Below are 21,024 nucleotides of genomic sequence, written 5' to 3' on the forward strand. Positions count from 1 at the left end.
ACCGGCGGCGTCCTCACCTGCTTAACTAAACCTTTCAAGGAAATATGAATTGTAATTAAACAGGGCGGGTGGTAAAATGATAATGAATCAAGAGCTGTACGGTCGGCAAAGCGGCAAGTTCCGGGCAGCAGCCGGAAGACTTTAATGGGAAAAGGTGTATCGTATGAAAAAGAAGAACCGCGGTTTCAGCCTGATAGAGCTGATTATTGCAATCGCGATATTATTGATACTGACGAGGCTGCTGGCTCCACAGTTTATGAAGTATATGGAGAAAGCAAGAAAAGCGTCATGTCTGCACGCGATGGATGTTATTGCAGAGGAATACATGGCCAAAGTCGCCGATCTGGGGAAGGCCCCGGATGAGGAGACCGCGGTTAATTTACTGAGTGAAATCATTGTGGAACACGGAGGCGATAAGAATTGGAGTGAAAGCCAGGAAGACACCTCCATCTTTTTCCGGTTCTCCGGTGTATGTAAAAGTCACGGAAACTACAAATGCCGTTTTGTAAATGATTTGAATGCAATTACGATTGAGTGCAGCAAGCATGGGGGCTGGACAATGGATATTGTCACGCTGAGCCATCTGCTGAATGAGATGAATCTGGAAAGCTATAATATTGTCAGCGGCGGGAAAACCTACAAGACGCTGGCCGATTATTTTGGAAATGACACATCGAAAACCCTGGATTCCGAGGCGAGTACAAAGATTACGGATGAGGGTTATGGAAAATATGGTTCTTTAGCGAAGATTGTTGAGATTGAACTGAAAAAACAGGGGGTTAATGTTTCGGCCAAAAGCTGGGTGATGAGGAAAAACGGCAATGGTTATGAACTTTACCTTACCGACAGGAAAATTACGGATAACGATAAAGGAAATGAGGTTACATGTACCAAATATGATACGAGCAGGAAGGAGATTATTACCGGAACTGCAAAGGTGAAAATCAAAGACGGGAAGAATGGGAAATTTCCTGCCGTAGATTATGGAACCTTCAAACAGAATTAAATGGTTACCTGTTCAAATTTAACGGATGAAGGTTCATGTGAAGAGGTGGCTGAAAAATTAAGAGAAGCTCAAATGCCGGAGGAAAAAATATGCAACTTTCTTCTGTGGGCTGAGGAGTTCAACCAGTTAGAAGGATATAATCTGCAAACCGGTTTTACGAGTATGGATGGAGAGATGGTATTTTATGTACCGCGTTTTTCTATGGCTCAACGGTGGGCAGAAAAACGCGGGAATTATGATGATTTACTGTGCAGAACGGTAGCATTCTATCTAGTAGAGGATTTTTTATCACTAACAGATTCCCAATCATCAACAATGATGGTCTGTGATAAGGAGCTAATGAGGGGGGACAGCTTGTAACGTATCTGGTTGCTAAACAGCAGAGCTTTGGTGCTGATTTCGGAAAAATTTTTGTAATGGAAAATAATATTTTACTGCATTAGTTTTTATAGCCATTTGTTTATCGAGGTATTATGGAGAAAAGACGAATATTAAAACACAGACAAATCCTCATAGCCGCTCTGTTTGGTGCTGCGCTGCTTACAGGATGGTGCTTCTGGCAAAACAAAGCAGTCCGGACAACGGTCTATGTAATAGAGAGCAGTAAACTTAAGCCTGATGCGCCGGATATCACGATAATTCAAATTTCCGATTTACATAACGCTGAGTTTGGGGATAAGCAGGAAAAGCTGATTCGGAAAATAAAAGAAGCCAAACCGGATATCATCGCCGTAACCGGGGATTTAATTGATTCAAATCATACGGATATCGGGAAGGCGATGGAATTAATATCGCAGGCCGTAACAATCGCTCCTGTTTATTTTGTCACAGGCAACCACGAAGCGTGGGCAGCGGAAAGCTATATCAGGTTGAAACGTGAGATGGAGAACGCGGGAGTTCATATCCTGGATGGAATATCTGAAACGTTTTCTCTGGGAGGACAGCAAATCTGCCTGATGGGAGCGAAGGATCCGGCATTTTACGCAAGGACGGAATACGGGGACGCCCAATCGGTAATGAACGAAGCTATCGGGGACATATCCTGTGACGGAGGCATATATAAACTTCTCCTGTCCCACCGGCCGGAACTGTTTCAGGTCTATGTGGACAATGGAATTGATCTGGTTCTGGCAGGACATGCCCACGGAGGGCAGTTTCGGCTTCCCTTTATCGGAGGAGTGGTGGCGCCCGGACAGGGATTATTTCCGAAATATACATCCGGAATATTTGCTGAGGGTGAAACGGATATGATCGTCAGCAGAGGCCTGGGAAACAGCATTATCCCAATCCGAATCAATAACCGGCCCGAATTAGTGGTGGTCCGGATAACGCCGGCGAAAAATAAATAAAAATATTTCTGCTTCCGTGTATAATTCAATTCAGGGAGGTTATACTGTAAGTATCACAAAAGAGAAATTTTTGAATACTTATCCTCCCCTTTTTAATCCGGCTCGTTTACAGCAGTGTAGGCGGGCCGGATTTTTTATTGAAGGCGGTGACCTGTGTGCGGAGCGTGCAGGTTATCGTTTTACAGCGGGCATTTCTGCCTGAATGGCAGGAAATGTAAGAAAAAATATTTTGCAAAAACCGCCAACATGTTATATACTAGAGTCGGACTGACGCAATCGCGTTAATAATTACGGAAAAGGAAGGTTGTTACATATGACATTGTTAGAAAACTGGCGTAATCTTGCATATGGCGATGGGATGAATGATAAACAGAAGGAAGAACTCTGGTCCGGATATTTTGCTATTGAGAAGGGGATCTATGAAAAAATTCTTTCCAATCCTGCAGAAGTGATAGAAGGTACGGTAAAAGAACTGGCCGAGAAATATGAAACAGAAGTATTAATCATGACAGGATTCCTGGATGGCATCAACGAGAGCCTCAAGGGATACGAGAACCCGATTGAGACGATGGATGAGGATACGACTGTCAAGATTGAAATCGATCCGGAGAAATTATATTATAATATGGTTGAGGCTAAGGCAGAATGGCTTTTTGAACTTCCTCAGTGGGATTCAATTCTGACGCAGGAGAAGAGAAAAGAGCTTTACAAAGCACAGAAAGCTTCCGGAACGGTCCGCAATGAGCAGAAGATTTATCCAAACGATCCATGTCCATGTGGGAGCGGCAAGAAGTATAAGAAGTGTTGCGGACGCAATAAATAATCAGATTTCACATAAACCGGCTGATGCATTGAAAGAGCCGGACGAAACCGAATAATATGACAGGGAGCTGAAGATACCGCAAGGTGTTTACGGCTCCCTGTTTTATTGAAGGCGGTGATCTGTGCGCATTGGACAGGTTATCGTTAAGACGGTAACCTGTCCAATGCGCACAGATCACCGATATATCATCTTCTGCCCTTTCTGCCCTGTTCCGGGCGGAAACCGGATTTTTGAAGAACCGGAGACTCTCATATCAAAACATTATAATAAATTTGGAAGAAAGATGAAATCGTAAGATTGCATAAAATTAATTAAATAAATTAAACAAAGTAACTAAAAACAAAAAATATGAAATAAACATGTTGACAATTGTGCAAAATAGACATATTATATTTTCATAACAGAGGAATATGGGATAAAGCTTATTAAAATAATCCGGAATCCCTCCTCGATATATTAAATAATTAATTAAATTAATCAAAGTGGCCAGATGAAAGAGAGGATTAAAAATGAAGTATTTTTTAGACAGCGCGAAACTTGATGAAATTCAGTATGCTTATAACACATTTGGAATTGATGGAGTGACCACGAACCCAAGACATATAATGCTCAGCGGAAAACCGTTTATGAAGGCGATAACCGACATTGCAGAGTGGATTAAATCAGTGGGTCTGGAAGGAATCGATAAATTCCCTGTCTCAGTTGAAATCAACCCACATCTGGATGATGCAGATGAGATGGTGGAGATGGCAAAGGAGGTATCTGCGATCAGCCCCAACTTTGTTATCAAGATTCCGGCCGTTGAATCAGGAATCACGGCAGCCAGAAGACTGGAGAAGATGGGAATCCGTACGAACGTGACGCTTGTTTTCTCACCGGCACAGGCCATACTTCCGGCGAAAAACGGTTCCCTCTTCGTATCCCCGTTCATCGGATGGAAAGAGGCCAATGGAGAAGACTGCAGGGAATACATAAAGAACATTGTAGAGATATATAAAAACTACGGTTTCTATAAAAAGACGGAGATTATCTGTGCCGCTGTCCGCACACCGAAACAGATTGTTGACTGTGCTGTGGCGGGAGCCGATATTGTTACCACCGGGCTTGACGTTTACAAGGATACGATGAAACATGCTTACACGACGCAGGGCCTTGGAACCTTTATCAATGCCTGGGATAACACAATCACGGAATAAACCCGGGGCATAAAAAGCAGGGGGGAAGAAGCTGGACAATCCGTAACAGTTCATGCTGTCTGTAATGTTACGGCAGTCCCGCAACGGATGCAGAAAGGAGATAACATGAAAATAGGATTTATCGGACTCGGTATTATGGGAGAGTCCATGAGTGAAAATATTGTAAAGAAACATGATGATACCGTATATGTATTTGATTTTGTAAAAGAGAAGGTGGAGCTTCTGGTTTCAAAGGGAGCTGTGGCATGTGAAACCTCCGTAGAGCTTGCTGAGAAATCGGACGTGATTATCTCCATGGTTCCGAAGTCGGAGCATTCCCGGGCAGTGTATTCAGAAATTCTGGATGCGCTGGATGAGACAAAGACCTGTATAGATATGAGTACCATTGATCCGAGCGCATCCATAGAGATAGCTGAAATGGTGAAAAAGACGGGAGCCGGCTTCATCGACGCTCCGGTTGTAAAATCAAAACCGGCCGCTATTGCCGGAAAGCTGGGTATCTATGTGGGGGGCGATGAGCATACTTTTGAGAAAATGCGCAGGGTTTTACTTTACATGGGAGAGAATGTTGTGCGCATGGGTGATAACGGCAAGGGACTTGTCATGAAAATCTGCCACAATGCCCTGGTTTCCCAGATTCAGAACGGCGTCAATGAGACAATCACCCTGGCCCAGAGAAACGGGATCAGCGTAAGTGCATATGCAGAAGCGATTTCCTATGGCGGAGGCCAGAACTTTTATCTGGACGGCAAGGCTGCGCCGATTGAAAAAGAAGATTACACCACTGCGTTTTCCGTGGAAAATATGGCAAAGGATGTACATATTTGCATGGAACTGGCTAAAGAGTGCGGACTTGATATGCCCGGTGAGCAGAATGCCTGTAACGTATATGACAAGGCTCTGGAGCTGGGATACGGAAAAGAAGATTTCTGCGCAACGATTAAGGTGGTAAAAGGCTGATATAAACAGCAGGAAAATAGAAAGGCGGATAAGCATGACGATACTGGAACGGCTGAACCAGGTGAATGACATACCGGTTCTCTCTGTGACGGACCCGGAGTTTGCCTCATACGGGCGCGTGGTAACCGGTTATGAATTCTCTGGGTTGATTTCCTATATGGAGGAGAAAACACAGATTCCGGAGAACGGAAATATTTATTATGCGTCTGTGCCGGAAATGGAGGCAGATCCGGTGATACGGTCCATACAAAACGGTTTTTACGGCGAGATGGAGATACAGGCTGGCTACTGCAACGGACGAAACAATACATATAATGGGTTTGAATACCACAAAGGGAGCGAAATTAATATTGCCGTAACCGATTTTATGCTGGTACTGGGGCATTTATGGGAAATTAAGGATAACAGCTACCGGGTGGAGGACGCTAAGGTGTTTTTCGTGGAAAAGGGAACGGCGGTTGAGATGTACCAGACCACGCTGCATTTATCCCCCTGCCGTGTGACTGACGAAGGATTCAGGGATATTGTCATTCTTCCCAAAGGGACGAATACGCCTCTGGAACACAGGGATGAGGCGGTGGAGGCAGAGGGAGTGCTGCTGCTTCAGAAGAATAAATGGGTAATTGCCCATCCCGGGCGGGAACCTCTGATCCGGCAGGGAGCTCATGCCGGGTTAATCGGTGAGAACAGGGAATTGCATTATTGACAGAGGGAAACGAAGGGCAGTGATGACAGGAGATTACTATGAAACTGATTCGTAATGGTAATGAATTCATATTGAAATACGGCGGGGAAACAATCCTGGAATACAGTAAAGACTGGCCGATGATTTACGCCGGCCGGGGAAAAGAAGATGTGGATATGTACCGCGGCAATTATAAGATAGAGGATTATGTAACCACGCGGCGCCCGCTTTCTGTAACGGATGCCAGGGAGACGCAGGAAGGGCTGATTCTCAATCTGGAAGATGAGATTATTCTGACTTTAAAGCTTTCAGGAGACTGCGCCGAACTTTTCTTTGAACCGAAAAATCCGGATATCAACCGTTTCTGGCTTCGGGTAAACGCAGACGACAACGAAAAATGTTACGGCTGCGGGGAACAGATGTCTTATTTTAATTTGCGGGGGAGGCATTTTCCGCTATGGACTTCCGAGCCGGGAGTGGGGAGGGATAAGACAACTTATGTGACATGGAGATCTGATGTGGAGAACAAAGCGGGCGGAGACTATTACAATACGAATTACCCGCAGCCGACCTTTGTATCCACAAAGCATTATTACTTACATGTAAATTCCACCGCCTATGCCGATTTTGATTTCCGAAACCCCGATTTTCATGAATTGCAGGTATGGGAAGTGCCGGCGTCGGTCAGAATTGAGGCGGCACCTGATTTTATCGGACTTTTAGAAAAGGAAAGTGCATTCTTCGGCCGCCAGCCGGAGCTTCCGGAGTGGGTTTACAACGGTTTAATCATAGGGGTTCAGGGAGGTGACGAGCGTTCCTTCAGCCTGCTGGAGAAGACAATCTCCCATGGAATCAAGGTATCCGGACTCTGGTGCCAGGACTGGTGCGGGAAGCGCGTGACCTCCTTCGGAAAGCGCCTTCAGTGGGACTGGCAGTACCACCGGGAAATGTATCCGGAACTGCCAAAGCGCATAGAAAAGCTTCATGAGAGGGGAATTAAATTTTTAGGCTATATTAATCCTTATCTTGTCAATGACGGCGAGCTGTACCGCCGGGGGAAAGAAAAAGGCGTATTTGCTACAAAGGCAGACGGCAGTGATTATCTGGTGGATTTTGGAGAATTTTACTGTGGGGTCGTGGACTTCACAAATCCTGCCGCCTATGAATGGTTCAAGGACGAGGTGGTGAAAAAACACAGCCTGGATATCGGAATCGACGGCTGGATGGCCGACTTCGGCGAATATCTGCCAACCGATGACCTGGTACTGTATAACGGGGAATCTCCGATGAAAGAACACAACCGCTGGCCCGTTCTCTGGGCGAAATGCAATTATGACGCGCTGAAGGAGACGGGCAGACTGGGAGATGTACTGTATTTCATGCGGGCCGGAGGAGCAGGAAGCCAGAAATACTGCACGCTACTCTGGGCGGGAGATCAGTCGGTGGATTTCAGCATCCATGATGGGCTGGCGACAGTCATCTGTGCTGCCTTAAGCGCAGGGATGAGCGGCTGCGGGCTGAGTCACAGCGATATCGGAGGATATACTTCTCTGTTCGGCAATACCAGAACGAAAGAACTGTTCCTGCGGTGGGCGGAGATGGCGGCCTTTACGCCGGTGATGCGTACCCATGAGGGGAACCGGCCGGATGAAAATTTCCAGTATTATGACGATACGGATTGTATGGAGAGACTTGCACGGATGGTTGATGTCTATACGATGCTGGCCCCGTACATGAAAAAACTCGTTGCCGAAAACGCAGAGAGAGGTATTCCCGTACAGCGCCCGCTGTTCTTACATTATGAAAATGATGAGAAGAGTTACGATATCCGGTATGAATACATGCTGGGACCGGATATGCTGGTAGCTCCCGTCTATCTGGCAGGACAGATACAGTGGGAGGTATATCTTCCGGAGGGCTCTTGGATACATCTGTGGACCGGTGAGGAATACGAAAAAGGCTCCCATACGGTGCCGGCCGGATTAGGTGACACACCTGTCTTCTATAAGAAGGATTCGCAGTATGCTCCTTTATTTGCGGACATCCGCAGAAAACACGGGAAGTAAATGACAATGATGAATTACATACTGTTCCTTTTGGTTATACTTCTGACCAATATTATTCAGGGGATTACAGGCTTTGCAGGAACGATTCTTGCAATGCCGCCCGGCCTGATGCTGGTGGGGTATCCGGTGGCGAAACCGGTTCTGAACGTTTTGGGGCTTCTGTCCGGAATTTATGTCTTTACCGGGAATTACAAGAGTGTGTGCTGGACGGAACTGAGAAAAATTGTGGCAGTCATGGCGGCCGGAATCATCGGGGGTATTCTGCTCAGAGGGCTGTTTATCGGAAAAGAACAGGCGCTATACCGGTTTCTGGGCATATTTGTTATTTTCCTGGCAGTGCGCGGTGGACTTTCCATTCGGAAAGAGGGGCAAAACAGCCGGAAAGAAGCGATTCAGACTCCGTCCCGGCAGGAATCGCCGGCCCTCTATCTGATACTGATTCTGGCAGGTATCGTACACGGGATTTTCGTATCGGGCGGCCCGCTTCTGATCAGCTATCTGACAAAAAAAATACAGGATAAGGTAAGTTTTCGGGCGACAATATCCACGGTATGGATTTTTTTAAACGGCATGATTCTGGCGGATGACATCCGGGCCGGATTATGGACCCCGGAGCTTTGCAGAATACAGCTTATTTCAGTTCCGTTTCTGCTCGCCGGTATGTTTATCGGAGGAAAGCTGTACGCCAGGATGAGCCAGAGGCTGTTTATGATTATAACATACGTATTATTGTTTATATCGGGAATCTCTCTGTTAGTTAAGTAAGCATTTATGGCTCAGAGAAAATATCAGGCTGTAATTATAGCTGTATATAACAGTGACAGTTCGTTACAGTTCAGTCAACAAGATTAAATTTATCAGGAGGGTTTATTTTATGAAGAAAAGAATTATGGCATTAGTGATGGCAGCGGCAATGGCGGCATCCCTGGCAGGCTGCGGCGGCGGACAGACACAGAAGGCAGAGCCGGCTGCGGCATCCGGTGAGGCAAAGGCTCCGACAGAAGAGGGGCAGCAGCCGTCAGGCGGCAGCGGACAGACGGTTAAGATTATCTGTCCTTACGGCGTAGGCGGAACGGCAGACGCAATTGCAAGAAAGTATGCGCTTGTGGCGGGAAAGGTCCACCCGGAATATAATTTTATCGTTGAAAATATGACCGGCGGAGACGGATTCTCCGCAGCCAACTGGTATACAGATCAGGATCCTTCCACAAAAGATCTTCTGGTATACGGCTTTGGAGTGGCTTACAGGCATGATCTCGGCGTGAAATACCAGACGGAGGTCGTGGATTTTGACAGAAAAGATATTTATCCGGTGGCGGATGTGGATGACAGAACCTGGATAATGTATGCAAAACCAGATGCAAAGCTGGCGGATCTCCTTGAGAAAGCCAAAACAGGCGGTCTTAAAATGTCAGGAGGAAATCCGCTGTCCGACCCGCATCTGGCGCTCGGTTCCCTGATTGCCCAGGAGGGCGGCAAGACCATGGTAGTTCCTTACGACGGCGGGGCAGCCCAGAAAAAAGGCCTGACGGACGGAGAGGTTGATGTATTTGTAGGTACGACTCAGGCGGGCCAGGAAGATGTGGAAGCAGGCACGATGATACCGGTACTGGCATTCTCCGACAAGGCATTTGAAGGTTTTACAGGTCCGGACGGTCCGATTACGGTTCCATCCGTAGCAGGCGAGGCAAAGGATCCGGCTCTGGATGCCGGCAAAGACTACAGTGGCTCGATTCTTCCGGCCGGCGGATTCATCGCAGTACGGACCGGCGCGGATCAGGCATGGATTGATGAAATCATTCAAATTTCCAAGGATGTCTGGGCAGATCCGGAATACAGCGACTGGATTGGCGAAATCATGCTGAATCGGTATGAGGTTTACGGCGAAGATGCCAATGCTTTCCTGGAAGAAGCCTGCGAAAAGGCGCTCACCGCATTTGAGACTTTGAGCGGACAGCAGTAATTCCGGTAAACATGCAGTGAGAAAGAATCCCTCGGGCGAAAGCCTCCGCGGAGCGTGCGGGGGAACCGCGATGGCCGGTAAATGGCAGATAATTTCAGAGAAAGGAAGTGTTTGGGAATGAAGTTTAAGATAAAAACCAATCTCTGGTCCGGAATCATAATGGGCCTTTTCAGTATTGCCATGCTGATTGCAATGCCCGGGCAGGTCCGCCTTCCCATGTTTGACTCCGGCGCGCCCAGTCCGAGAATCATTCCTGGTACCTGCCTGGCGGGTACGCTGGTTTGTTCCGCGGCGCTGATAATCCAGAGCCTTGTATTTAAAAAAGAGAAAATTTTTGAATTTGACTGGAAGAAGGAGAAGCCGTGTATCGTTTTTATCCTGCTTCTCTGTGCCTATGTAGCGCTGACTATCAATATCGGATTTATTCCGGCTGTAGTTATTATTTTCCCGATTATTCTGTTTTACTGCGGGGAGCGCAAACCTTTTATCTATCTGTTTACAGTGGCCGCGGGAGTGGGGATCTTTTTCCTGTTCAAGTACGTGTTCCACGTATCACTGCCGGGTATTCCGGGACTGGGGGGCTGAGTTTATGGGAGATTTACAACAGATTGTGCTTGCTCTGCAAAATGTGTTTACTCTGGGAAATCTGGCTATTATCTTTGGCGGACTGATATTGGGGATGATTGTGGGATGCATCCCCGGCCTTTCCGTCACTCTGGGTATCATCCTGCTTCTGCCGCTGACGTATTCGTTTTCATCGCCCGACACAGCCATAATCTCTCTTCTGGCTGTCTATGTCGGAGGTATGTACGGCGGCTCTATCAGCGCCATCACACTGAACACGCCTGGTACGAACTCGGCTATTGCCACCACCTTTGACGGATACCCGCTGGCGAAAAAGGGGAAGGTGAAAAAAGCCCTGGATACTTCCCTGTTTGCATCGACCTTCGGCGGTCTTTTTTCCGCCCTGCTTCTTCTGGTCTGTGCTTCCTTTATTACAAAACTTGTTTCCAAATTTGCTTCGGTAGAATACTTTTCCATGGCGATTCTGGGAATCTCCCTGATAGCGGGAGTAAGCGGCGACAGCCTCCCGAAGGGAATTATGTCAGGCCTTCTCGGCATCCTGATGGCAGCCATTGGGGCGGATGCAGTTACCGGTGTCATGCGTTTTACGTTTGGCATTGATTCTCTGCGCTACGGAATTGATATGCTGCCTGCCATGATTGCCCTGATCGCGTTAACCCAGGTGGTCCAGAAGCTCCGGGATTTCGTGCTGGCGGCAGGAAAGCTGGACGATGTTACGAAAATTGACACAGAGGGGCTGACGCTCAGGGAAGCCAAATCGATTATTCCGGCCTGCACCCGTTCCTCTGCCATTGCATCCATATTGGGAGCCATGCCTGGCGTAGGCGGCGGAGTTGCCCAGTTCATGTGCTACAATGAATGCCGGAGAGCTTCCAAGCGTCCGCAGGACTTTGGAAAAGGCAGCCTGGAGGGAATTGCGGCGGCAGAGGCCAGCAACAACGCAGTGGTAGGTTCGGCCATGATTCCTCTTTTAACCCTGGGTATTCCGGGGGACGGCGTTACGGCTCTGCTTCTGGGAGCGTTTATCCTGCATGGTATCCAGCCCGGTCCCAACATGTTTACAAAACAGGGAGTGATTGCGTATTCTATAATCCTGGGCTGTCTTATCGCCAATATATTCCTGTACCCGATCGGCCTGGCCCTTACACGGGCCGTTGCGAAGATTATCCAGGTCAGGTATACCTATCTGGCGCCGATTATTATCATCTTCTGCTTTGCCGGTGCGTTCGCGGCTACGGGCAATACGAAAGAACTGGTTCTGACGGCGGCGATTCTGGTATTCAGCTATCTGCTGACCCTGCTCGATATATCCTCCACACCGCTGATGCTGGGAATGATTCTGGCCGATATTATGGAGATGAACTTTGTAACAAGCATGATGAGTTACGATAAGGATTATCTGATCTTCTTCAAGCGTCCGATATCCTGCTGCATCCTGATTCTGACGGTAGTTCTTGTTATCTCTATGATCCGGATTAATAAGAAGGTGGAGGCGCTTAACCAGGAACAGATGGAAGCAATGAAGAAAGGCCAGGAGGAGAGCCGGGCTGAAGCCTGAGCATTACGGACGGCCCTCTGGCCAGATTGCGGAAAATGAAGCGCTGAAACGGAGACAAAGGCCGTTTCACGAATAAAGGAGACAAAATTATGAGCTTTCAAGTAGCATATATTCCCATCGGTGTAGGCACTTTCCATTTGGAAAGCGCCCAGAATGAATTTGAAAAGTCGATACAATTATTAAAATCCCTGACAGAGGACGGAGTGTATCCGGATAAGATGCTTCTGACTCTCGATGATCTGAATGAGTTTCTGGATGGAATCCATCCGGATTTGATTGTACTCCAGAATATTACATTTGCCAATGCGGCTTATGCCTGCGAAGTGCTGAAGCGGTTTACCTGTCCGGTGGTTCTCTGGACCTTAAGGGAGCCTGTCATAGACGGGGGCAGGCTGCGCCTGAATTCCCTCACCGGCGCTTATTCTGCGGCGAATGCCATCCGGACGTTCCGGGACGGTGAATTTGAATATATTTTTGGTTCCCCGCAGGAGGAAGAAGCGGCGGCCGGGATTGGCGCCGCTGTCCGTGCCGCCAGGGTAAAGGCCCGGCTGAAGACACTGAAAATGGCGGCGATTGGCCACACCCCGCAGGGCTTTGGCTTCGGACGCGCCCTGGACGCCGAGCTGCTTAAAAATTTCGGCGTGACTCTGGAGGCTGTCGAGGCAAGGGAATTAATCGAAAAGGCCAAAGGCTTTACCGACGAAGAGTGCGAAGCTGATTTGGAAGAGGCGAAGAAATGGATGGCCGGAATAGAGAATACACCTGATAAGAATGTGAAGGACTTTGCCCGTCTGTATAAAGCATACAGGGATTATGTGAGGGAGAACGGTATCGGCGCGCTTTCTTCCCGGTGCTGGCCCGACTTCTTTACCTCTTTCGGCACACCGGTCTGCTCCGTACTGTCTTTACTCAATGCATCAGGCATTCCGTCGAGCTGTGAATCAGACGTCTACGGCGCTCTGTCCATGTATATCGGCAGCAGCCTGACGGGAAAGGCCGTATTTTTCGGAGATCCCGTCTCGATGGATGAGAGGGAGGGCACAATTACATACTGGCACTGCGGCATGGCGGCATGCTCCCTGGCCCGGAAGGATACGGGAGCGCAGGTAGGCGTGCATCCAAACCGCAAAATTGGCCCGACCATGGACTTTGGCTGTGCAGCCTGTGAACATGTGACCATATTCCGTGTGGGAAGAAAACCGGACGGGACGTTCCGCTTCTTTATTGCAAGGGGAGAAGCGCTTGACAAACCAAAGCAGTTTAACGGTACTTCAATTGTCGTAAAGACAGAGATGGACGCAAAGGAAGTTGTCCACAGCAGCGTGAAGGCGGGCTGGGAGCCTCATTTTGTTGTGATTTACGGCGATGTGGCGCCGGAGCTTGAAAAGCTGGCAAATATGACGGGCGCAGAAATCTGCCGGTATTAGAGCCTGTCTTAAAATTCATTCCTGCCAGCTGCACGCCCCACTTCGCGGCATATTTGGCCCGAATTCAGTCAGCGTAGCCCACTACGCCTCCCTCATTCGGGCCAAATTTTCCACAAAGTGTGACGCACAGCTGACAGAAAGCAATTTTAAGACAGACTCCAGTCCGGTTGCGGTTATTGTTCACACGGTTATGCCGGAAACCGGCTAAACAGAGGAAAACGGTACTTGCGAAAAAAAACAATTGCACCTATACTGATAAAAGAGAGTTTTGGTTACTGTTAACGGTAACAGTTTTTGTGACAGTACAGACAGGTCTGCGCATCGAAGGCATGAACGCTGATGTTTTATTATTGAAGAAGGACAGGATGAGACTTTGGGATATACAGGAATCAATTTAGGAAATGTGAAAATGAGCAACCGAAGCTCCATACTAAAGCTCCTCAATGATTGCGGCGCTATGTCCAGGAAGGATATCGCCATTGAACTGGGGCTGACTCCGGCAACCGTGACATTGATCTGCACGGAGCTTATTTCGGCCGGGATTCTCTGTGAAAAAGGCGAAGTGGAAGAGGAGCGGAGGGCCGGCAGAAGGAAAGTTCTGATTGATATTAACTATCAGTACCGCTATGTGCTGTCCGTCAGTATCGAAGCGGCAAAAACCTGTGTTGCAATCAGTAACCTGAAGGGCTTGTGTCTGGGAGCAAAATGGATGCCGACCGATGGGGGGCAGGAGCCGGAGAAATTTTTGAAGACGGTGGCGGATGAGGGAAAGGCTCTGATGTGGGAGCAAGGCATTACAAAGGATATGGTTCTGGGAATCGGCGTATCAGTTCCGGGGCCGGTAAGCCGCAGGACAGGTATCAGCCAGCATGCGTACCGGATTTGGAACAAAGCGGTTGCGGTAGGCGAGTTGATTGGAAAGCAGATGGATTTGCCCGTCATTGTGGAGAATAATGTAAAAGCCTTTGCGGAAGGCGAATTAATCTATGGAAACGGCAAGGAATGGGAAAATCTGCTGTTCATCAAATGGGGGCCCGGAGTCGGTTCGGCCATCATCATTCAGGGGAGGCTCTATGACAGTCAGAATTCCAAAACGGCGGAGATAGGCCATTACATCGTGGAAAAAGACGGGAAACAATGCCGCTGCGGCCGTAAAGGATGTCTGGAGACAAAGGTGGCGACCCACGCGATTGCCGAACAGGTCCGGGCCGCATGTACGGAGGAGACGATGCCGCAGCTCTGCCGGCTGATGGAAGGCGATCCAAACAGGATTGAGGCCAGGAACATATCGGAATGGATTGAGACGGAGGATGAAGGACTCGGCAGGGTGCTGGACGATATCATTGAACAGCTGGCAAGGGTGGCGGTGAATACCATAACCCTGCTGGCTCCCGACAAGGTCATTATCTATGGCGAGATGTTCAGCCATCCGCGGGTGGAAGAGCGTTTCCTGCATTTTTGCAGTCATTATGATGCATCTTATCACGGCGGATATATTGTGAAGTCAGAGCTTAGCGACAGAATTGAATATATCGGTCCTTTGGCTGTGGCGGTCAATGAGCTGTTTCTTCTGGCGGGGAGCCAGGAGGATTAAATCATATTCAGCAGACTCTGCGCAGGTCACCGCAAAGCTGACGAGGGAATCATTACCGCTGGTGTTATCAGATAGTCGCATATTTCATTATACAAAACAATCGCTGAAGTCTCATGACCTCAGCGATTGTTCTTTTTTAATATGTCCTTGGCGAGCCGCCGGTTCACGTCCGAGTATCCGAGCAGTATACCGGTATCCCGCTTTTCCAGCGAAGAAATGATATAATCCAGATCTTCTTTATTTTTGCCGGTAAAATCGTAAGTCCTGCCGTCGTCGGCCACGATATGGAGCGTATAGCTGATCCGGAAGTGGAAGCGGGCAAAACCGGGCAGCGGGAGCATCCTGCTGTGATAATAAACCCAGACGACTGATTCAAGAGGCAGAATCAGGCTTCTGACAGTGTCCACATTCACGATGTAGCTGGGAGTGAGATAGATATTTCCCGCTTTCGCAATACTGACGTGTTTCATCTCAATTTCCACTTTGGGAAGCAGAGTGCGTACCTCCCCAAAGGTGCCCAGATAACGGAACGTCGGAGAACGGTGAGGCTCCCAGATATAATATAGCGAGCAGATGATATCCGACAGTGACAGGAAAATGCAGCCGTAGGCCAGCAGGTGGAATAAGACGGTCAGGTATACAGGATAAGGCAGTGTGGAGACGGCATAGGGGGCTGTTATTTCTTTCAGTGAGGATACGGTCCAGTTAAGCTCGTCCGCCATCTCGATGAGAAGGGAGGTATATTCGCTCTCCTTCATCTCTATCAGCCGGCCTTTCAGGGTAAGGGAAGAAACGGTTCCATCCCGGGAATCTGAGAGATCACTGCCATCCAGAAGATAGAACTGACAAAATCCGCCGTCGAGGGTATAATAGTAATAGCCCTCGGTCCGTCCGTTGACAACGTAATTACATCCTGTATAATGTAAATCCGATGCCGTGACGCTGACGTAGGGGAGATCGCGGTTATAAAAATTTTCATAATGGCTTTTGGAATTTAGAGGCCGCGGAAAAAGAAAATTTGTTCTGGGAATCTTTATCAGAGCGGCCATTGCTGCAATAAAGAGAAGGATTGGAAAAACCAACTGCCGGAGCAGCGCCTTCCGTATATTTTTAACAATAAAACTGTTTTTCATCTGTTTAATCACTTTCAAAGGGAAAATTGGAACGGTGTTACATAAGTATAACGCAAAGCAGGTGAAATAATCAAGAACAGGTTGCTTTTGTAGAAAAAAATTGATATATTGAATGTTACGGTTTAAATTATGGTATGAAAAGGTGATGATTAATATGGATGCATATACCAGCTTCGCATCAGTTTACGATATGTTTATGGATAATATTCCCTATGGCGAGTGGTGTGCCTATCTCACATCGCTCCTTAAAGAATATGGGGTGGAGGACGGCATTCTCCTGGATCTCGGCTGCGGCACCGGAAGTCTTACAGAACTTCTGGCACAGGAGGGTTACGATATGATCGGAGTGGATTTTTCAGAGGATATGCTTCAGATCGCAATGGAGAAGAGGGAAGAGTCGGGACTTCCGATTCTGTATCTTCTGCAGGATATGCGGGAGTTTGAGCTGTACGGGACTGTCCGGGCAGTCGTGAGTATCTGTGATTCGATGAACTATATACTGGATTACGGGGAACTGGTACAGGTTTTCTCCCTTGTAAATAACTATCTGGATCCCGGCGGCATTTTTATATTTGATCTGAATACGGAGTACAAATACAGGAAAATCCTGGCCCAGTCCACGATAGCGGAGGACAGGGAGGAGAGCAGTTTTATCTGGGATAACGATTACGATGAGACAGAGCGCATTAATGAGTACGATCTGACCCTGTTTATAAAAGAAGACGGGGACTTATACAGAAAGTACCGTGAAACCCATTTCCAAAGGGCTTATACACTGGATGAAGCGGCGGCCGCGGCCAAAGAGGCAGGTATGGAATTTGTCGCCGCCTACGACGCGTTTACGAGAGAAGCTCCCGGTGAGACGAGTGAACGTATTTATATCATTGTAAGAGAGCATGGTAAATAAAGGAATCGAATAACCTACAGATAGACAGAAAGGAAAAAGCAGAACATGATTAAAGACAGAGATTATATAATCAGAGCCACTGCGGCCGACGGACAGATCCGCGCATTTGCTGCGACGACAAGGGGGCTCGTGGAACAGGCAAGAAGCGCCCATAATACAAGCCCGGTAGCGACGGCCGCATTGGGACGGCTTCTGACGGCAGGGGCCATGATGGGAGTGATGATGAAGGGCGAGAAGGATCTTCTGACTCTGAGGATAGAAGGGGACGGTCCGATTGAAGGGCTTACCGTCACAGCCGACAGCGCGGGAAACGTAAAAGGCTATGCGTTTAATCCGTCCGTCATGCTACCGCCGAACGCCAAAGGAAAGCTGGATGTGGGAGGCGCATTGGGAGTCGGAGTTTTAAGCGTGATTAAGGATATCGGGATGAAAGAGCCTTATGTGGGACAGACGATTCTTGTTTCAGGTGAAATCGCTGAGGACCTTACCTATTACTATGCAACCTCGGAGCAGACTCCTTCCTCAGTTGCCCTTGGCGTCCTAATGAATAAAGACAATACGGTGCGTCAGGCGGGAGGCTTCATTATCCAGCTTCTTCCGGGGGCGTCGGATGAAATCATAGACAAGCTGGAGAAAAAGCTGGGGGAGATGGAGCCGGTAACCTCCCTCCTGGATTCCGCAATGACCCCTGAAATGATTCTGGACTCCATCATCGGTGAATTCGGCCTGGAAATCCTGGAGGAAATGCCGGCCCGGTTTTACTGCAACTGCGGCAAGGAGAGGGTGGAGAAGGCGCTCATCAGCATCGGGAAGAAGGAAATACAGGATATGATTGACGATGGGAAGACAATAGAGGTGAACTGCCATTTCTGTAATAAGAATTATGCGTTTACGGTAGACGAACTGAAGGGATTGTTAGAAAAGGCCGTAAGATGAGAAACGCCCGTGTAACAGTTCATGCTGTCTGAACTGTTACACGGGCAAAAACATTTGAAATATAACAGCGTGACAATAATATCCGGCGCAGTCCGCGCACAGGTCACCGTCTTCAACAAAAAGAGCCATCCGAATGGATGACTCTTAATTGTAATCACTTTACTTATTTCAATGATAACTTATTCACAAAATATATATTTAACATATTATGGAAAGAGGTACACTGGAAAGTTGATGATTAAAGCTTTACTACATTTGTTGCCTGTGGGCCTTTTGCACCGTTAACAACTTCAAATTCTACCTGAGCGCCTTCCTCAAGAGACTTGAAACCATCCATGTTCAGGCCTGAGTAGTGTACAAAAACATCGTTTCCCTGCTCGTCAGAAATGAATCCGTAGCCCTTCTGGTTGTTAAACCACTTTACTGTACCTTTATTCATATGATACCTCCAAAAAAATAAAAAAATGTTTTACTGTAACTATCTACAGCTTGTTCTCAGAATAGCACAGTTTTAGAATACTGTCAAACATTTTTGCGGGAAATTATGGGAATTACAGGGAAAATTGTAACTGTTCACACCCCGCCAAAAAGCAGCGTGGTGCGAACAGTTACACGCCTCGCGATGTACAGAAACAGCAAAACGCAGTTTCGCGCCGTGTAACTCGGGATTTTCGCGCAGAATACGCACGAAAACACCTCGCGGAACACAGCCGTGTGAACAGTAACGGTTAATGCAATCATTTTATATTTAACTGGCGGACGTATAAGAAAAGCGGGAAGAAAAAGGGCCGATTCAGGAGAAAAATGGCGCTAAAGCGGCAGAAACGGACAGAAGAAACATGGTTGATAAAAGCAAATGACTGATGTAAAATAAGTATCAGTAGGATCCGGACGGGAGCAATGCGTTGTCGGGTTTGTAAGGAGAGCAGAATGAAGCTTTGGAATGCGGTCCGCCATTTCAGGACCATAACAAAACATAAACAGATGGTAATGGAAAATTGTTTTAAAGTGGGACTATATAAACAGGGACTTCTCCATGACTTGTCGAAATATTCCTGGGAGGAATTCAGGATTGGGGTAAAGTACTATCAGGGAGATCGGAGTCCCAACGCTGCGGAGAAGGAAGAAAAGGGCTATTCTGTTGCCTGGCTCCATCATAAAGGCCGGAATAAGCACCATTTTGAATACTGGATCGACTTTGCCCCCGACAAATCGGCAGGTCTGATTGGTAACGAAATGCCTCTCAAATACCTGGTGGAAATGGTAATGGACCGGATTGCCGCCTCGAAAGTTTATAAAGGTGATGCATATACGGATGCCTGCCCCTGGGAATATTATGCCAGAGGCCAGGATTATGCAGTGATGCATAAAAAAACGAGAGCGCAGCTTGAAAAGCTGCTGTTAATGCTGAAGGATGAGGGGGAGGAAAAGACGTTTGCCTACATCAGGAAGCTGCTGAGGCACAGGTCGCGCCGTCAACGATAACCTGTTCGCTTCGCGCACAGGTCACCGCCGTCAATAAGACAGGGCCGGATTCAAAAAACGGATTCCGGCCCTGTCTCTGTTTAGTTATGCAGGTCCCGTTTGTATTTTATTTCACCGGATTAATTCAAAATATGTTTCAGCACCCCGTCCAGATACCGGGCGGCAGCCCCCTCTTCTTCCAATAATTCCGGCCGGAACATGACATAGGAGGTTTTGGCCTTATAGTCGGATTTCACACAGCCGTCCCAGATTTCACAGGGCTGAGGAAGGAAGATTCCGGAAACTCTCGTATAACAAGTCTTTGCAGTGGCTTTTTTCTTTGCATCCTTTTCTACATACTGACCGACACTTTTATGTATTGCATTATCTTCGTAAACCAGATATACATAGTTCTGGTAATCAGGATAAAAATGTTTCAATTCTCCCTGATAAAGCGGGACGGAAACGGTCAGAAGCCGGTCGGACAGTTCCAGTGCAAACGGAGGCAGCTCCCATTGAACAGGCACAGGAAGGGGAACCGGACTCTTATAACAGAGCTTCAATTCTTGTTCCACAGAACCGAACGCATCGCTGATATTACAGAGCTGGTGGCCGGTGTAAGCAAATCCTCCCCTTAGGAAATCATGGTAATAGAGTACGGGCAGGATAGACGGCATTCCTTTCAGATCATCTTCATTATGCAGTATCAGCAGATTGTACAGAAATTCGTCGCGGGTTGCCAGATAGTCTTTATAAACCTCGATCAACTGGCCGCCGTTATACTTATCCTCACGGCATACGCCCAGAAAACACTCGATACTTTTCTGTTTCAGGTTTTCGAGTCCCAGCAGTTTCTTGTACGGCTTGATAATTTTGTAGATATCAACGCTTTTTATATTGAGAAACCCGTAATCCAAATCATAGGCCCGGCAGCGTTTTAACAGGTAGGGAATATCAAAGCCGTCACCGTTAAAATGGATCAGATAGCGGTAGTGTTCCATGAAGGCAAAAAATGCGTGGAGAAGCTCCTCCTCCGCATTCAGGGTATCGGCAAACCACTGAATCAGATGCCAGCTCCCATCCCGGTAGTAGGTGCATCCGATTAGGTACAGCGTGGAATAATCGCCGGAAAAACCGGTGGTCTCGATATCAAAAAACAACAGTTCATTCAATTTCCCGATGGTTTCAAGCGGATATGTAACCGGCAAATCTACTTTTTTTTCGATTGTAATCATTATGATAAACTCCCTTTGGTAAAATGGCAGGTGACGTGTGGGATCTATGGTTAGTATTATATTCGGAAACGCTTAGGAAGTAAAGATTTAACTGAGGTTTGGTGGACGCGTCCGGAACGGACCATGTCCGGTGTGGT

General features: G+C 47.7%; 19 protein-coding genes and 2 pseudogenes. 17 read left to right on the forward strand and 4 right to left on the reverse strand.

Annotated features, from left to right (window positions below; translation table 11 throughout):
* The first annotated feature begins 163 nt into the window (after window positions 1-163).
* The 12 genes from CLOSYM_RS14550 to CLOSYM_RS14605 all read left to right on the forward strand — a co-directional run bounded on the left by CLOSYM_RS14550 (window position 164) and on the right by CLOSYM_RS14605 (window position 12,191).
* Entirely contained in the window at window positions 164-1,006 is an 843-nt protein-coding gene (locus CLOSYM_RS14550; protein ID WP_021642687.1) for a prepilin-type N-terminal cleavage/methylation domain-containing protein, read from the forward strand.
* Window positions 1,007-1,366 (forward strand): DUF4300 family protein, encoded by a 360-nt coding sequence (locus tag CLOSYM_RS14555; RefSeq protein ID WP_021642688.1) that lies wholly within the window; start codon window positions 1,007-1,009, stop codon window positions 1,364-1,366.
* 113 nt (window positions 1,367-1,479) lie between these two features.
* Window positions 1,480-2,355, forward strand: a complete 876-nt coding sequence (locus CLOSYM_RS14560; RefSeq protein ID WP_021642689.1) for a metallophosphoesterase — start codon at window positions 1,480-1,482, stop codon at window positions 2,353-2,355.
* Between the two features lie 313 nt (window positions 2,356-2,668).
* Window positions 2,669-3,178 carry an SEC-C metal-binding domain-containing protein gene (locus CLOSYM_RS14565; protein WP_003503428.1) on the forward strand — a complete coding sequence of 170 codons (510 nt, stop codon included), beginning with the start codon at window positions 2,669-2,671 and terminating at the stop codon, window positions 3,176-3,178.
* A gap of 509 nt (window positions 3,179-3,687) precedes the next feature.
* On the forward strand, window positions 3,688-4,374 hold the full coding sequence (locus tag CLOSYM_RS14570; RefSeq protein WP_003503430.1) for a transaldolase family protein: 687 nt from the start codon (window positions 3,688-3,690) through the stop codon (window positions 4,372-4,374).
* Between the two features lie 105 nt (window positions 4,375-4,479).
* Window positions 4,480-5,334: an NAD(P)-dependent oxidoreductase gene (locus CLOSYM_RS14575; protein ID WP_044902466.1), complete on the forward strand. Its 855-nt coding sequence runs from the start codon at window positions 4,480-4,482 to the stop codon at window positions 5,332-5,334.
* 34 nt (window positions 5,335-5,368) lie between these two features.
* Window positions 5,369-6,040, forward strand: a complete 672-nt coding sequence (locus CLOSYM_RS14580; protein WP_021642695.1) for a DUF4867 family protein — start codon at window positions 5,369-5,371, stop codon at window positions 6,038-6,040.
* Between the two features lie 38 nt (window positions 6,041-6,078).
* Window positions 6,079-8,085 (forward strand): alpha-glucosidase, encoded by a 2,007-nt coding sequence (locus CLOSYM_RS14585; RefSeq protein ID WP_021642696.1) that lies wholly within the window; start codon window positions 6,079-6,081, stop codon window positions 8,083-8,085.
* A 6-nt stretch (window positions 8,086-8,091) separates the two neighbouring features.
* Window positions 8,092-8,850, forward strand: a complete 759-nt coding sequence (locus CLOSYM_RS14590; RefSeq protein WP_173871717.1) for a sulfite exporter TauE/SafE family protein — start codon at window positions 8,092-8,094, stop codon at window positions 8,848-8,850.
* A gap of 109 nt (window positions 8,851-8,959) precedes the next feature.
* A complete protein-coding gene (locus tag CLOSYM_RS14595) occupies window positions 8,960-10,048 on the forward strand; it encodes a type 2 periplasmic-binding domain-containing protein (protein WP_021642697.1) in 1,089 nt (362 codons plus the stop codon).
* A gap of 117 nt (window positions 10,049-10,165) precedes the next feature.
* On the forward strand, window positions 10,166-10,633 hold the full coding sequence (locus tag CLOSYM_RS14600) for a tripartite tricarboxylate transporter TctB family protein (protein WP_003503449.1): 468 nt from the start codon (window positions 10,166-10,168) through the stop codon (window positions 10,631-10,633).
* 4 nt (window positions 10,634-10,637) lie between these two features.
* Window positions 10,638-12,191 (forward strand): tripartite tricarboxylate transporter permease, encoded by a 1,554-nt coding sequence (locus tag CLOSYM_RS14605; RefSeq protein WP_003507437.1) that lies wholly within the window; start codon window positions 10,638-10,640, stop codon window positions 12,189-12,191.
* 1,260 nt (window positions 12,192-13,451) lie between these two features.
* Here CLOSYM_RS14605 and CLOSYM_RS24110 read toward each other — a convergent pair.
* Window positions 13,452-13,748 (reverse strand): annotated as a pseudogene (locus tag CLOSYM_RS24110) (DUF6783 domain-containing protein).
* On the opposite strand from CLOSYM_RS24110, the pseudogene CLOSYM_RS24115 reads away from it, so the two are divergent.
* Both CLOSYM_RS24115 and CLOSYM_RS14615 read left to right on the forward strand, forming a co-directional pair.
* Window positions 13,686-13,826, forward strand: a pseudogene (locus tag CLOSYM_RS24115) (DUF6783 domain-containing protein); the annotation flags it as partial. The pseudogenes CLOSYM_RS24110 and CLOSYM_RS24115 overlap by 63 nt on opposite strands.
* A 201-nt stretch (window positions 13,827-14,027) precedes the next feature.
* On the forward strand, window positions 14,028-15,212 hold the full coding sequence (locus CLOSYM_RS14615; protein WP_021642701.1) for an ROK family transcriptional regulator: 1,185 nt from the start codon (window positions 14,028-14,030) through the stop codon (window positions 15,210-15,212).
* A gap of 119 nt (window positions 15,213-15,331) precedes the next feature.
* Here CLOSYM_RS14615 and CLOSYM_RS14620 read toward each other — a convergent pair whose 3' ends face one another.
* Window positions 15,332-16,345, reverse strand: a complete 1,014-nt coding sequence (locus CLOSYM_RS14620; protein WP_021642702.1) for a DUF6709 family protein — start codon at window positions 16,343-16,345, stop codon at window positions 15,332-15,334.
* Window positions 16,346-16,499: 154 nt separating this feature from the next.
* Between CLOSYM_RS14620 and CLOSYM_RS14625 the strand changes: the two genes are divergently transcribed.
* Together CLOSYM_RS14625 and hslO are read left to right on the forward strand one after the other, a co-directional pair.
* Window positions 16,500-17,252: a class I SAM-dependent DNA methyltransferase gene (locus CLOSYM_RS14625; RefSeq protein ID WP_181900359.1), complete on the forward strand. Its 753-nt coding sequence runs from the start codon at window positions 16,500-16,502 to the stop codon at window positions 17,250-17,252.
* Between the two features lie 45 nt (window positions 17,253-17,297).
* Entirely contained in the window at window positions 17,298-18,188 is an 891-nt protein-coding gene (gene hslO, locus CLOSYM_RS14630) for an Hsp33 family molecular chaperone HslO (RefSeq protein WP_003507430.1), read from the forward strand.
* A gap of 238 nt (window positions 18,189-18,426) precedes the next feature.
* Here the strand turns inward: hslO and CLOSYM_RS14635 are convergent, their stop codons facing one another.
* Window positions 18,427-18,627, reverse strand: coding sequence for a cold-shock protein (locus CLOSYM_RS14635; protein WP_003503473.1), 201 nt, complete (start codon window positions 18,625-18,627; stop codon window positions 18,427-18,429).
* Between the two features lie 491 nt (window positions 18,628-19,118).
* Between CLOSYM_RS14635 and CLOSYM_RS14640 the strand changes: the two genes are divergently transcribed.
* Window positions 19,119-19,673, forward strand: a complete 555-nt coding sequence (locus CLOSYM_RS14640; RefSeq protein ID WP_003503474.1) for a DUF5662 family protein — start codon at window positions 19,119-19,121, stop codon at window positions 19,671-19,673.
* Between the two features lie 119 nt (window positions 19,674-19,792).
* Here the strand turns inward: CLOSYM_RS14640 and CLOSYM_RS14645 are convergent, their stop codons facing one another.
* Window positions 19,793-20,887 carry a ribonuclease H-like domain-containing protein gene (locus tag CLOSYM_RS14645; protein WP_021642705.1) on the reverse strand — a complete coding sequence of 365 codons (1,095 nt, stop codon included), beginning with the start codon at window positions 20,885-20,887 and terminating at the stop codon, window positions 19,793-19,795.
* Window positions 20,888-21,024 lie beyond the last annotated feature (137 nt).

The organism is [Clostridium] symbiosum ATCC 14940 (genome assembly GCF_000466485.1).
Taxonomy (GTDB): Bacteria; Bacillota; Clostridia; order Lachnospirales; family Lachnospiraceae; genus Otoolea; species Otoolea symbiosa.